This is a genomic window from Accumulibacter sp. (assembly GCF_016789985.1).
Taxonomy (GTDB): domain Bacteria; phylum Pseudomonadota; class Gammaproteobacteria; order Burkholderiales; family Rhodocyclaceae; genus Accumulibacter.
Genome location: NZ_JAEUOL010000011.1, coordinates 1 through 13,695, shown reverse-complemented (window position 1 = coordinate 13,695; position 13,695 = coordinate 1). Strand labels below are relative to the sequence as shown.

The 13,695-nt window shown below is 63.4% G+C and carries 12 protein-coding genes and 1 pseudogene; 8 read left to right on the top strand and 5 right to left on the bottom strand.

The window, feature by feature from the left end:
• A pseudogene (locus tag JNK99_RS00760) lies at positions 1 to 120 on the top strand (LysR family transcriptional regulator); the annotation flags it as partial.
• Between the two features lie 986 nt (positions 121 to 1,106).
• Here JNK99_RS00760 and JNK99_RS00755 read toward each other — a convergent pair.
• The gene (locus JNK99_RS00755; RefSeq protein ID WP_291847200.1) at positions 1,107 to 4,025 is read right to left on the bottom strand and encodes an HD domain-containing phosphohydrolase; all 2,919 of its coding nucleotides are present in this window, start codon (positions 4,023 to 4,025) and stop codon (positions 1,107 to 1,109) included.
• 185 nt (positions 4,026 to 4,210) lie between these two features.
• On the opposite strand from JNK99_RS00755, the gene JNK99_RS00750 reads away from it, so the two are divergent.
• The gene (locus tag JNK99_RS00750; protein ID WP_291847196.1) at positions 4,211 to 4,720 is read left to right on the top strand and encodes an adenylyltransferase/cytidyltransferase family protein; all 510 of its coding nucleotides are present in this window, start codon (positions 4,211 to 4,213) and stop codon (positions 4,718 to 4,720) included.
• Positions 4,721 to 4,777: 57 nt separating this feature from the next.
• On the opposite strand, the gene JNK99_RS00745 is transcribed toward JNK99_RS00750, so the two are convergent.
• From JNK99_RS00745 to JNK99_RS00730, 4 genes are all read right to left on the bottom strand, one after another.
• Entirely contained in the window at positions 4,778 to 5,626 is an 849-nt protein-coding gene (locus tag JNK99_RS00745) for an HDOD domain-containing protein (protein WP_291847193.1), read from the bottom strand.
• Positions 5,627 to 5,806: 180 nt separating this feature from the next.
• A complete protein-coding gene (locus JNK99_RS00740) occupies positions 5,807 to 6,184 on the bottom strand; it encodes a YajD family HNH nuclease (protein ID WP_291847192.1) in 378 nt (125 codons plus the stop codon).
• A gap of 59 nt (positions 6,185 to 6,243) precedes the next feature.
• Entirely contained in the window at positions 6,244 to 7,410 is a 1,167-nt protein-coding gene (locus JNK99_RS00735; RefSeq protein ID WP_291847190.1) for an alkaline phosphatase family protein, read from the bottom strand.
• Positions 7,411 to 7,541: 131 nt separating this feature from the next.
• Positions 7,542 to 8,648: an MBL fold metallo-hydrolase gene (locus JNK99_RS00730; protein ID WP_291847187.1), complete on the bottom strand. Its 1,107-nt coding sequence runs from the start codon at positions 8,646 to 8,648 to the stop codon at positions 7,542 to 7,544.
• Positions 8,649 to 8,765: 117 nt separating this feature from the next.
• Here JNK99_RS00730 and JNK99_RS00725 point away from each other — a divergent pair, with 117 nt between their 5' ends.
• The 6 genes from JNK99_RS00725 to JNK99_RS00700 all read left to right on the top strand — a co-directional run.
• Positions 8,766 to 9,182 carry a MerR family DNA-binding transcriptional regulator gene (locus tag JNK99_RS00725; RefSeq protein WP_291847183.1) on the top strand — a complete coding sequence of 139 codons (417 nt, stop codon included), beginning with the start codon at positions 8,766 to 8,768 and terminating at the stop codon, positions 9,180 to 9,182.
• A 55-nt stretch (positions 9,183 to 9,237) separates the two neighbouring features.
• Positions 9,238 to 9,693 carry a PaaI family thioesterase gene (locus JNK99_RS00720; RefSeq protein WP_291847181.1) on the top strand — a complete coding sequence of 152 codons (456 nt, stop codon included), beginning with the start codon at positions 9,238 to 9,240 and terminating at the stop codon, positions 9,691 to 9,693.
• Between the two features lie 16 nt (positions 9,694 to 9,709).
• A complete protein-coding gene (locus JNK99_RS00715) occupies positions 9,710 to 10,873 on the top strand; it encodes an isovaleryl-CoA dehydrogenase (protein WP_291847179.1) in 1,164 nt (387 codons plus the stop codon).
• Between the two features lie 114 nt (positions 10,874 to 10,987).
• Entirely contained in the window at positions 10,988 to 12,130 is a 1,143-nt protein-coding gene (gene can / locus JNK99_RS00710) for a carbonate dehydratase (RefSeq protein ID WP_291847176.1), read from the top strand.
• Positions 12,131 to 12,226: 96 nt separating this feature from the next.
• Positions 12,227 to 13,171 carry a DMT family transporter gene (locus JNK99_RS00705; RefSeq protein WP_291847174.1) on the top strand — a complete coding sequence of 315 codons (945 nt, stop codon included), beginning with the start codon at positions 12,227 to 12,229 and terminating at the stop codon, positions 13,169 to 13,171.
• A partial coding sequence (locus tag JNK99_RS00700; protein ID WP_291847171.1) for an acyl-CoA dehydrogenase family protein occupies positions 13,168 to 13,695 on the top strand: 528 nt, incomplete at its 3' end. The genes JNK99_RS00705 and JNK99_RS00700, both read left to right, overlap by 4 nt.

The following is a 13,695-nucleotide window of genomic DNA, read 5'->3' as shown; positions in this document are numbered from 1 at the left end:
CCGGTGGGTATCTACGCCGTGTTCCCGCAGCGCCGGCATCTGCCCTTGCGCGTGCGTCTGTTCATCGATCAGCTCAAGACTGCTTTTGGTGATCCCCAGTACTGGGAAAGGGGCAGTTGAGGGGACTCGTCCGCCGGCGCGTGGTCGACGACAGCCGCTTCGCGTGCCTGGATCATCTGTTCGAGGTGGTCGTGGCTGCCTTCCGGGCGGCTCGCAGAAGAGCTTTTCTGGCCTTCTCTGCGCGGATGTGGGCCAGGGCCTGCGCCTTGTTGCACTCCTTGCAGTAGGAATGAAGCCCGTCCGAGCTGCGCGAGTTCTTGTGAAAATCCAGCACCGACTTTTCCTGTTTGCATTTGACGCAGATTTTTGTGTCCATCGGGTTAACCGCATAGCATGGGAAGGGTTGGCCAGCCGTCTGCCACTCGGCGGTGGGGGCCGACATGTTGGGAGAAGGCGAGGACGTACTGCTGCACTTCGGGCGAGGCTGTCCACCGGCAGGCTGCGACCACTGGTCGGTACGGCGCGCAAGCTTGGCCGAAAACCGGGAACGGTCTGACAAGCAGGAAAGAAAGAAAATTGACCATGAATAGAAATTAAATATGATTCATGAATCATTAAAATTAATTGTTTTGGCGCTCGCTACTCCCTGCCGTGATCATCGGATGCCTGCGCACCAGTCAGGAAACCTTCCCCAGGCGAGCAGACCTGTCCGACACGAGTCACCGGGTTGCCCGAGAGACTTGCCTATACTGCTTATTAATCAATGTGCTCGGTGCCATTTTCGAGGCGCTCCGAGATGCTCTGCGGCTTTGCACAGGCAGAACGCGGGGTGATTTCTGCGCAAGGCCTCGGAGTTACGGTCTGCGCGTGGCTGCTCGCCAAAGCTCCGGGTTCAGTCCCCAAAGAGTAAGCAAGGACCATGCCTATATATAAATACATTTTATTGATCAGGCGTTTACACTGCGCTGCCTGGCTTGGCGGGCGATCGGTCGGCCGCTGGTGTAAAGAATCCTGACAGGCCGGCAGGCGCACCGTGCGCCTGCCGGCCTGTCGCAGCATATCCTGCGGGCGCCATGATGGCGCCGCCTGTTCCTGCAAAGGCGTACTCAGCCAGCGTTGGGGTTGAGCAGGCGATCGATGTCTACGCTGTCGATCTGTTCCGGCTGCATGAATCTGCGCGCGTAATCGAGATAGGCGCCGGAGCGCAGGAAAAGGGCGAACAGTTCCGGATCGATGTGTTGTTCCTGTTGCATGCGGGACATGATGGTGAGGGCTTCGTGCAGCGTCTTGCCCTTCTTGTACGGTCGATCGATCGCGGTCAAGGCTTCGAAGATGTCGGCAATGGCCATCATGCGCGCGAGTGGGCTCATCTCCTCGCAGCGCAGCCGGCGCGGGTAGCCGCTGCCATCCATTTTTTCGTGGTGTCCGCCGGCGATTTCCGGCACCTGCCGGAGATGCTTGGGGAAAGGCAGTTGCGAGAGCATGATCAAGGTCTGCACGATGTGCTCATTGATCTTGTAGCGCTCCTCCTCCGACAGGGTGCCGCGCGCAACCGAGAGGTTGTACAGTTCGCCGCGGTTGTAGAGCTGTGTGGGGACAGTCATCCGGAACCCCCAGCGGTTGTCCTCGGGTATGCGATCCTGCGCCCGCCGCGGGAAGATATGCTCCGGCTTGTCGGCCAGCACCGTTTCGACGACCGGCAGTGCGGGCGCCGGTGTTTGCGCCTTGCGCAGCTTCTCCTCCGGCGAGATGCCGATCCGGTCATCCAGGGTGCGCAACCAGGTCCTGCGGGCAATCGACTGCAAACGGGCGATCCGTTCTGCCGCCATGAATTCGCCACCCTCGTTGCAACTCGCCACAAAGGCGAAGTCGTCGTCGATCTGCCGCCACTCGGCAGTCAGACGGGTGTGCGCCGTGTCCTCGCTTTCACCGCCAGCAATTGCCCGCCAGCAGCCAATCTCGGCGTCGCGCTTGAGCACCTCGAAGCGCATGCGCACCTCGTGGATGCGATCGTTGATGGTTTCCAGCTTGGTCGCCTTGTCCACCACGTATTCGGGTGTGGTGACCTTCCCGCAGTCATGCAGCCAGGCGGCGACATGCAGCGCTTCCCAGTCCTCCTCGGTCAGTGCGAAGTCCCTGTAAGGACCGCTGGTCGCAGCACAGGCAGCGCCGGCAAGCAGTTTCGTGAGCTCGGGAACGCGCGCGCAGTGGCCGCCGGTGTAGGGGCTCTTGGCGTCGATCGCGGCTGCGATCAACCGGATGAAGGCCTCGAACAGGTCCTTCTGGGCCTTGATCAGCGCCTTGCTTTCGAGTGATATGGCGGCCGATGCCGACAGCGCCTTGACGAAGCTCAGGTGGCTGGCGTCGGTTGCCGTATCGCCGAGCAGGATCATGCTGCCGACCAGTTCGGTGTTGCGATTGAGCAGCGGCACGGCGATCGCATACGTCGCCTGGGCCTGGCCGATGCTGTTCAGACCCAGGCAGGCGATATCCTCCGGCTGCAAGCGGTCGGCCAGGGCGACCTGGTCGGCCAGCGCGGCGCCGAGCAGAGGTCCGCCATGCCGGAGGTCCAGCGCAGGCAGTTCACCGACCACGGACGCTGCGGAATCGCTGAGCACTGCCGCCGGTTTCAGCGCATTGCCCTCGACCAGGTAGAGCACGCCGGCACGTCCTCCGGAAGCGGTGAGGGTGTCGGCCAGCAGGCGCGGCAGCAGGCGATCGAAATTCTGCTCGGCGGCAACTGCCTGAGTGATGTCGAGGAAGCGGTGGATCGTGCGCTTCATGCCTTCCATGGTTACCGCCAGTTCGGCGACTTCCTTGACCGAAGACCGGACGGCGATCGGCCGCGAGAACTCGAAGTGGCGGATTGCCTCGGCCTCATCGGCCAGGTTGCCCAATGAGCGGGAAACCCCATGCGCCAGCAACCAAGTCAGGGGGGCGGTCACCAGCAATACCACCAGGGTGGCGATCGCCGAGTGCCGGATGAGCTGTCTGGCTCCGGCCATCAGCTCGCTTTCCGGGATGGCGGTGACGAGGTAGAGCGGCGGTACGCCCTCGAGCATCAGGCGATTGATCGAGACGCGCCATTTGTCGCCCACGACCTGCACGGCGAGCCTCTCCGTCTGCTTGTCCGGCATGTCGCGCAGCGTTTGCACGAGCGGTACGAGCACTGGCGCCCCGAGTTCGTCGAGTCTTGCCAGGGATGGCTTGCCGCTGGCTTCGGGGAACCTCGGAACCATTTTGTCGGGGTGTTCATAGGCCAGTACATGGCCCTCCGAGTTGACCAGGACCAGTTCGCTGTGCGGCGTGATCTTTTGCCTGGCGAGTATCTCGCCGAGACTGTGCAACAGGATGTCGGCGCCGACCACGGTGCTTCCGTTGCCGGTGCGGTTGGCCAGCGTGGTGCCGACCCTGCGGCTGGTGAAGAAGAGGTAGGGCGCTGTCTTGATCTGCTGTGACGATGCCATGGCCTGGGTGAACCAGGGCCGCTGCCGCGGGTCGAAGGCCCTTACGTAGTCCGGGCGATCGTCCTGGCGCAGGATTTTCAGGTTGTCATCCAGGTAAATGAAGCGTCCACGGGGCGTGTCCCGGTTGCGTTCGATGCTCTGCACGACATAGTGCGCCCCGCTGGGCGCTCTGGCCGCCTCGATTTCGCTGCCGTGACCGATCCGGCCGAGCAGGAAGAAGTCGCCGTTGCCGTAGCCGACATACATCGAAGACAGTGCCGCCGAACTGTCGAGTGCCTGGCGCACGAATTCCAGGCTGTCGAGTCGTTGCTCAAGGGTGGTCGCCTCGGTCACTCGCTGCAGACTGAGCAGACGGGTGGCCACCTCGGCCGGCTCGATGATCCGACGCATTTCGAGCAGGGCGGCACGGCTGATGCGTTCGGTCAGGTCGCCCGCCGAGGTTTCCAGCAAGGCGACGCTCAGACGATAGCCAATGGCTCCGAGTACTCCACCGACGACAAGGATCAGCGCCAGGAAGAGGGTCGAGATGTGAATGTGCAGAGGGTAGGGGCGTTGCATGGGCCTGATCTCGTGGCTTCAGATGCGAAACGACATGAAAGCGGTTCGTGTGGCGCAATGCTCCACCTGGCGACACCTGCCACGGTATGGGAACGAAGCCTTGCCTTGACCGTGGTGGTTGCATCACCGACACTTCGCCCGACAGCACGAAAGCGTTACGATACGCCACTTTGCCGGAACGAGACATGCCCGATCCCACTGCAGAGCACTCGAGCAAGTGGCTGGATTTCGAAAGCAAGATCATTGCCCCAGAGCAATTGGCCGGCCGCGTTGCTGTCGTGCCGCGCCCCCTGGTTTTTACCAACGGTTGCTTTGACATCCTGCACCGTGGGCATGTCAGTCTTCTCGCCGAGGCGCGTGCTCTCGGCGCCGCGCTGGTCGTCGCCCTCAATTCCGATGACTCGGTCAGGCGTCTGGGCAAGGGTGATGACCGGCCGGTAAACACGCTGGCCGATCGTCTGGCAATCATCGCCGCGCTGCAGGCAGTGACGGTGGTCACCTGGTTCGAGGAAGACACGCCGTTGCAACGAATCCTGGATTGCCGGCCGGATGTGCTGGTGAAGGGCGGGGACTGGCCGGTCGGGCGCATCGTCGGCAACCGGGAAGTCGGCGGCTGGGGTGGCAAGGTGCTGTCCCTGCCCTTCATCCATCAGACATCGACGACCGGCTTGCTGGAAAAGATTCGCCGGTTGTAGCGCTGGTCGGGAGGCTGGCAGATCGGTTCCGCCGGGGTTTCTGGAATGCCGGCCGCCTTAGCCGCCGAGTGCCGCCTTCAGCGAGGCGACATCTTCAGCCGACTCGGCGAGCAGCGTGTTCAGTGCCTCGGCGTCGAAGAACTGGCAGCTGGTGGTCGGATCGGGCAACCCGGCGAGCGCCGGGTTGCGCCATCCGTGCCTGATCCCGGCCAGCCGGTTGGCGACGAAGATCAGGTCGGACAGCGTCTTCAGGCTGTCCACCTTGCGTTCCACTTCATGTTCCTGAACGACGAGCAGCAGTTCTTCGGGTAGCCCCATGGCGGCCAGCAAGGCGTGTCCGATCTGGTCGTGCCAGTGCACCAGCAATTGCTCCAGCTCAGCAGTATCGGTGACCAGTTCAGGAAAATTGACCGCCCGCGACATCAGATAGAAGACACCGATGTCATGGACCAGGCCGGCGAACAAGGCTTCGTCGGGATTGACCTGGGTCAGGCGACGGGCCAGCACACGCGACAGGGCGGCGACGTGAACCGTGTGTTCCCAGAGTCGGCGCGAGAAGGCCTCGAATGGCGCCATCTTCTTCGAATTGAGCAGTTGCTCCATGGCGACGGCAAAGGAGAGCGTTCGCACGGATTCCATGCCGACACGTGAAATCGCACTGTTGAGGTCGACGATGGTTCGTCCGCTGCGGTTCATTGCCACCGAGTTGGCCAGGCGGATGATCTTGGTGCTCATCAAAGGCTCGGCACCGATCAGCGTGCCCAGCTGGTCGATCGCCAGATTCGGGTTTTTCAGTGCCGTGCGCACCTGGAAGGTGATGTCGAGGAAAGTCGGGAATGAAACCACCTCGCCCGACAGATCGCGTGCGATGTCCTCCAGGATGCTGAAGCTCGACTGATTGGTCATGCGTGCCTTGGCTCCACACGTGTTTTCCGGTTGCCGCCGCTGGCGGCTTGATCGACGCCCGCAATGAACCGGCAAGGGACCGGGTTCTGCCTGCCAGCGAGCGCTGGTGGTGGTCGTTGTGCGCACCACTTGGGCGATCATCGGTGTTCGGCTGTTGCTGGCGGGACGGCGGGGGATTCCCTATTTGCGTTGCAGCAGGTCTTTCAGATTGGCGAAGGGCTGGGCGGTTGCCGGTGCGGGACTGGTCGAGCCCGGAGAGCCGATCCCGGCCTGACGTGCGGCGGCGGCATCCAGCTGTCTGGCATGTTCGTTATCGTGGCAGTAGAGGCATAGAAGCTCCCAGTTGCTGCCATCGCCGGGGTTGTCGTCGTGATTGTGATTGCGGTGATGGACGGTGAGTTCGCGCAGGTTGACGTGGGTGAACTCGCGACCGCAGCGACCACAGATCCAGGGATAGATCTTCAGCGCCTGTTCACGATAGCCCGTCTCGCGGGTCATGCGGTTGCGGACGGCATTGGCGATCAGGCGATCCGTTTGGGCGGTCTTGTCGTTGGTCATTGGGAACTCCTGCGTGAAAGAGGCAGCATGGCTGGGGTGTTGGCCGGATGCGCCCGTGGTCAGACATGAAGCGCGACCAGCGGGATGCGCATCTCGTTGACACTGGTGCCGCCATGCACGCCGAGCATGGCGAAACGCCGCTCGCCGGGCAGCCAATCCTTGATCGTCCAGTTGTCCTTCATCACCAGGGTGTAGTCGCCGACTCGGGACGCCAGTCGCGGATGATAGGGCGGCGGGCCAAACCAGCCGGCGGCGATCAGGCGTTCACTGGGGTAGAGGTGAGCGGCGCGCGCCAGATGGCCGCGTACGTAGGCTTCAAATGCCGGTCGGTCCGGCGCTGCGACGTAGCAGTAGGCGACCCGGCGTTCGCCGCACAGGGGCCGTTGCAGCAGGCCGGCGAGCCGCGGATGATCGTCGAGACAGATGACCCGCCGCGGTGGCGAATCGATGAAACCGTGGTCGGCGGTAACCAGCAGCCAGGTGTTGCTGCCGCGTACCTGGTGCAGCAGTTTGCCGAAGCCGGCGTCCAGGTCGGCCAGCGTTTGCTGCGCCTGCCGGCTGTCGGTCCCGTAGTGGTGCGAGTAGCTGTCGAGATCGGGATAGTAGGCATAGATGTAGCGCGGCCGGGCCGTCTCCTGCAACAGCCCGGTCAGGCCGGCGAACATTTCAGGCAGGGAGGCGTAAGCAACGCTCTGTGCTCCGCGCGAGTGCCAGGTATTGAAGGGGCTGCCGGCAATGCTGCGCGGTGCCATCACCCAGGATTCGCGCGTCAGCCTCTGGAAGAGCGACGGATGGGTGAACAACTGTGGCGGCAGTTGTTCCGGCAGCCGCCGTGGCGGTCCGAGCCGGGGTGTCAGCGGCAGGATGGACAGTGTCTGATCGATCTCGTCCAGGTGCATGTGCCAACCGGTCAGTCCGTGTTGTGCCGGCGCGAGGCCGCTCATCACCGTACCGATGGCGCTTGCCGTGGTTGACGGGAAGACCGAAGTCATGATGCCGGCCAGGTGGCGCTGCAGATGCGGACTGCGGCCGTGCCTGGTCAGCGTTCGCAGTCCGAGCCCGTCGATGACCAGCAGTAGCACATGTCTTGCTCGGGCGAGGGTTGTAGCGCTCAGGCCGGACAGTTGCGGATAGTGACTGTCGCTGCTGCCGCAGGCGGTGGCGATGCTCTGCATCAGATTGACCAGGCTGCCGCCTGCGTAGTCAGGAAGTGGCGTCGCGCTCATGATGCAGCCATTCTACGCCAAGCGATCGCCGGCAGTGAGGTCGCGCTGCTGTCGGCCGTACGGCACTGGCCGGCGGAGCGGCTCGTGCCGGCCGGGTGGCGGTGGATTGCGCCGGGTGCCGCGAGCGCTGCTCAGCGGCCACTCGTCCGGTATTGACTTGTGCCGACGACCGCTGGATGGCGGCCGCTGGCGAGCGGGCTGGAATCCTGGCCTCTCCTGACGAAGCGAACCTGGCCGTTGCCGTCCACGCTGCGCTGTAGCCGACCCGCCTGCTCGAGCCGATTGAGGTGGGCGATCGCTTCACCCATGGCGAACATCGTCTGATGCGTGTCGAGTTCCCTGGGGAACAGCGTGGCCAGCAAGTCGGCCGCGCTGCGTGGTTCGGCGCAGTGCTCCTCGAGCAGCAACAGGCGCTCCTCGTGATGGGCGTGCAGCGCATCGACGCGGCACGCGATGCCGTAAAACGGCAACCCGTGTGAGGGCAGGACGAGGGTGGCCGGGGGCATCTCGCGATAGCGGTCGATCGACTGCAGGTAATCGGTCAGCGAGTCGGCATGCGGGGTGACGGCGAACACACTGATGTTGGTCGAGATGGTCGGCAGCAGCATGTCACCCGAAATCAGCACGCCGAGGTCCGGGCTGTAGAGCGCTGCGTGTTCGGGCGAGTGTCCGAAGCCGATGCGTACCTGCCAGCGATGGCCGCCGATCGACAGTTCGTCGCCGGGGAACAGTCGATGATAGTGCTCCGGCAGGCTCGGCACGCCGCGCTTGTAGGTGCCGCTGCGGCGTTCGAGCGCGGCACAGCGCTCGACATCGAGGCCGTGCGCGCGGAACTGGCGGAGCATCGGCGGATTGCCGTGTCCGCCCACCTCATGCCACACCGCATGTGCCGTCAGGTACTCGCCCAGCGTCATGAATACCGGCGCGCCGGTGCGCTGCTGCAGCCAGGCAGCCAGACCGATATGGTCGGGGTGGAAATGGGTGACGACGATGCGCAAAATTCGTCCGCCGCGCGCGCTTGCCGGTAGACGGTCGAGGATGGTCCGCCAGCACTCCTTGACCGTGTCGAGCGCGAAACCGGTATCGATTATCGTCCAGCCGCCTTCGTCTTCGAGCAGCCAGAGGTTGATGTGGTTCAGGGCGAACGGCAGCGGCATGCGCAACCAATGGACACCCGGAGAAACCTCGAAGGTGTCTCCGGCCGCGGGGGGAGTGGCGAACGGGTAGTCGGGCAGCATCGGGGAGCGGATTGTAAAAACCTCTGGAATCTATAAACTGGCCTGCCTGGACGCTGGCAGTAGGCAGCCGCAAGGGCGTCCCATTCTACACGCGATCCCGAGCCGAACAGCCCTGTGGTGGACCAGCCAACAACTTTCAGCATTTCCGATCTGGCGCGAGAGTTCAACATCACGCCACGAACGATCCGTTTCTACGAGGATCAGGGCCTGCTCGCGCCACAGCGCGAAGGGCGAACACGTATCTTCACCCGACGTGACCGTACCCGCCTGAAACTCGCCTTGCGCGGCAAACGCCTCGGCTTCAGCCTGGCCGAGATCGCCTATCTGATCGGCATGTACGATACGGCACGCGACCAGAATACCCAGCTGACCGAGTTTCTGGCCGGTCTGACGCAACGCAAGGTGGCGCTGCAGCAGCAGCGCGAAGACATCGAAGCCCTGCTGCAGGAGGTGTCTGCTTTCGAGGAGCAGTGCCGCGAACTGCTGCTGACGCGCGCGGCAGACGAAGCGGCAGGCGTCGGTCGGACGGCGTGAGCAGTTTCCAGGAAAACAGTTGACGTTTACGTCAACGTCAATTTAAATGGCGACCATGCACAAGACCCAGGACCCCCACTTCGCTGAGCGCGTCCGCGCCAGTTTCGCACGCCAGCCGGCAATGACCCTGATCGGCGCCAGCATGCCGGTAATCGAGCCGGGTTACACCGAGATTCACCTGCCACACAAACCGGAAATCACCCAGCAGCACGGTTACATCCATGGAGGTGTGGTCGGGATGATTGCCGATTCGGCGGCGGGGTACGCCGCCAGCACGCTGACCGGCCACGAAACCAGCGTGTTGACGGTCGAATACAAGCTCAACCTGCTGGCGCCCGCCGAAGGGCAGTTGCTGATCGCCGAGGGCTCGGTGGTCCGCTACGGAAGGACACTGATCGTCACCAGGGCCGAGGTATTTGCCGTCAAGCACGGCAGGAAGATGCTTTGTGCGTTGATGCAGCAGACGATCATCGCCGTGCACGGCAAGCAAGAACAACCCGCCAAACCCTGATCGAGGAGCGAGAGAGATGGAATATCCGAGCCTGAGCTTTGCCCATGGCGAAACCGTCGACATGTTGCGTGCCAGTGTGCGTGCCTTTGCCGCCAACCAGATTGCGCCGCGTGCCGAGGCGATCGATCGCGACAACCGGTTTCCCGCCGACCTGTGGAGAAAGCTCGGCGAGATGGGCTTGCTCGGCATCACCGCCGAGGAGGAATACGGCGGCAGCGGGCTCGGCTACCTGGCGCATATTGTCGCCATGGAGGAAATCTCGCGTGCTTCGGCGAGCGTCGCCCTGTCGTACGGGGCACATTCCAACCTGTGCGTCAATCAGATTCGCCGCAACGGCACGGCGGGTCAGAAAGAGCGTTACCTGCCGAAGCTGATCTCCGGCGAGCATGTCGGAGCCCTTGCGATGTCTGAAGCCAATGCCGGATCGGACGTGGTCAGCATGAAGCTGCGCGCTGATCGGCGGGATGACCGTTTCATCCTGAATGGCGGCAAGATGTGGATCACCAATGGCGGCGACGCCGACACGCTGGTGGTTTACGCCAAGACCGACATCGATGCCGGTCCGCGTGGAATCAGTGCCTTCATCGTCGAAAAGGGAATGAAGGGATTTTCCTGCGGCTCCAAGCTGGACAAGCTCGGCATGCGCGGATCGAACACCTACCCGCTCTTCTTCGACGACTGCGAGGTGCCCGAGGAGAACCTGCTTGGCCAGTTGAACGGCGGCGTGCGCGTGCTGATGAGCGGCCTGGACTACGAGCGCGCGGTGTTGGCCGGCGGTCCGCTGGGCATCATGGCGGCGGTGATGGACCTGGTGCTGCCCTACGTGCATGACCGCAAGCAGTTCGGTCAGTCGATCGGCGAATTCCAGCTGATGCAGGGCAAGATCGCCGACCTGTATACCACCTTCAATGTCTGCCGCGCCTACGTCTACGCGGTCGGTCAGGCCTGCGATCGCGGCGAAACGACACGCAAGGACGCTGCCGGCGCAATCCTTTACGCGGCAGAGAAGGCGACCTGGATGGCCGGCGAGGCGATCCAGACCCTCGGTGGCAACGGTTACATCAACGAATATCCGACCGGGCGGCTGTGGCGCGACGCCAAGCTCTATGAGATCGGTGCCGGTACTTCGGAAATCCGCCGCATGCTGATCGGTCGAGAATTGTTTGCCGAGACGCTGTAGCGTACCATGGCCGGTCGGGCGCTTCGCTCGACCAGGCACGGCAGCGCGGCGCTTGCCGCTGCCCGTCGCCTGCCAGCCTTGTCCAATCCAATCTCGTCCCTGCCCTGAATGCTCATGACCAGCACCTTGCGAATCCTGACCGCCGAAGACAGCACCGCGATCGAGAACGTGCGCCAGTTCTTCCGCAATTACGCTGCCTGGCTCGGTGTCGATCTATCGTTCCAGGATTTCGAACAGGAGATGGCCTCGCTGCCCGGGGCCTACTCGGCGCCTGAAGGCCGTCTCTTCTACGCCGAACGCAATGGCCAGCCGGCCGGTTGTGTCGGCCTGCGCCCCTTCTCGGCTGGTCTGGCAGAAATGAAGCGGCTCTATGTCGAACCGCGGCATCGCGGTTATGAAATCGGTCGCGATCTGACGCTGGCGACGATTCGTGCGGCCAAGGAGCTCGGCTACCGCAAGCTGCTCCTCGACACGCTGCCGGCGATGCGCGTGGCGGTCAAACTGTACCGCGAAATGGGCTTCACGGAAACACCGGCCTACTACCAGACGCCGCTCGAAGGCACCATGTTCCTGGCCCTTGACCTCGAAAACTGGTCGGAAGAGGAGGTCGCCAACGAGCACCTCTTCCACCTGTTCGACTTCAATCGCGCCTGGTCGAGCCGCATGCAGGAAATGGATCCGCGGTACTTCCTCAAGCTGTCACAACTGCAGGCACCGCAATATCTGTGGATCGGCTGCTCGGACTCACGGGTGCCGGCCAACGAGATCGTCGGCCTGCTGCCGGGTGAGTTGTTCGTGCACCGCAATGTGGCCAACGTCGTCGTGCATACCGATCTCAACTGTCTGTCGGTGATCCAGTTCGCAATCGATGTCCTGAAGGTCAGACACGTCATGGTTGTCGGCCATTATGGCTGTGGTGGCGTCAAGGCGGCGCTCAACCGTGACCGGGCAGGACTGGTCGATATCTGGTTGCGGCATGTGCGCGACGTCCACGACAAGCATCTGGCGCTGGTCGACGCCCTGCCGGCCGAGCGACAGCACGACTGTCTGTGCGAGCTCAATGTGCTTGAGCAGGTGGCCAATGTCTGCCAGACCTGTGTCGTGCAGGACGCCTGGCAGCGCGGCCAGCCGGTCACCGTGCATGGCTGGATCTATGGTCTGAAGGACGGGCTGATGCGTGATCTGGGCTTCACGGTGCACCAGAGTGAGGACTTGCTGCCCAAGTACATTGCTGCCCTCGATGCGCTGCAGATCTGAACGCGTCATGCCTTTGAAGCCCGTCATGCCCCTCCGCGCACTACCGCTTTTCCGACGGTGCGCTGCCGGTGCTGTCTGGCGCGTGGCGGGTGGAGGGTGAGTACAGGCGTCCACCGGCTGGCCGTCACGGGGGCCACCTACGGCAAACTGGTCGCCACCGCGATCATCTGGGGAGCCACCTGGATTGCCGGGCGCGTTGCGGTCAGTCAGGCTGCCCCGCTGGCCGTGGCAAGCTGGCGCTTCCTGCTGGCCGCGCTGGTGCTCGGCGCTCTGATGGTGATCCGCGAAGGCTGGCGGAACTGGACGCCCAGGGAGTGGCTGACGCTCACCGCCCTCGGCGCCACCGGCATCTTCCTCTACAACCTGTGTTTCCTCTATGGGCTGAAGGTGATCGAGGCCGGTCGCGGGGCGCTGGTCGTCGCGCTGACGCCAGCCGTCGTAGCGGCGAGCGATTGGCTGTTCTGCGGCGCCACCATGTCGCCGACCAAGGCCCTCGGGATCGGGCTGGCGATGTTCGGTTGTCTGCTCGTCGTCACCAACGGAGATCCGCGCTTGCTGATCTCCGGTCAGATCGGTCTCGGTGAATGGCTGATCATCGGCTGCAGCCTGCTGTGGGCGATCTACACTTTCGTTGGCCGGCGCGGCACGCGCTCTCTGTCTCCCTTGGCGATGACCTTCGGTGCCAGCCTCACCGGCTGGCTGATGCTCACCGGCGCGGCGCTCTGGCAAGGCTCGCTCTTCGCTCTGGCGGAGACCACCTGGCGTGGCTGGATTGCGATCGTCTTCCTGGGACTGTTCGGCACCGCACTGGCCTTCACCTGGTACGCTGAAGCCGTGCAGCGAATCGGTGCGACCCGCTCGGCGGCATTCATCAATCTGGTTCCGGTGAGCGCCGTCATCCTCGGCGCGCTGCTGCTCGACGAGCGTCTCGGTCTCGCGGTGCTGGCTGGCGGCACGCTGGTCATCACCGGAGTTGTCATCACCAATTACGCCGGCGCACGCCTCGCCGCCGGCATTGTCAGCAAGGAGAAAACCGCATGATCCTGACACAGGAACAGGAAATGATCCGCGACTCGCTGCGTGATTTCGCGCAGGAGCGCCTGGCGCCTTTCGCCGCCGAATGGGATCGCCATCACACCTTTCCGTCCGCCGCCCTGCGTGAGCTCGGCGAACTCGGCGCGCTCGGCATGGTGGTCCCCGAACAGTGGGGCGGGGCCGGCATGGACTATATGTCGCTGGTGCTGGTGATCGAGGAAATTGCCGCCGGCGATGGCGCCACCTCGACCATCGTCAGCGTACAGAACTCGCTGGCCTGCGGCATCACCATGAAATATGGCAGTGACGAGCAGAAGGAAAACTGGCTCAAACCGCTGGCACGCGGCGAGATGCTCGGCTGTTTCTGCCTCACCGAGCCGCATACCGGCTCGGACGCGGCGGCGATCAGCACCCGGGCCGACCGCGACGGCGATCATTTCATCCTCAACGGCGTCAAGCAGTTCATCACCACCGGCAAGTATGCGCAGGTGGCGATCGTCTTCGCCGTCACCGACAAGGCGGCCGGCAAG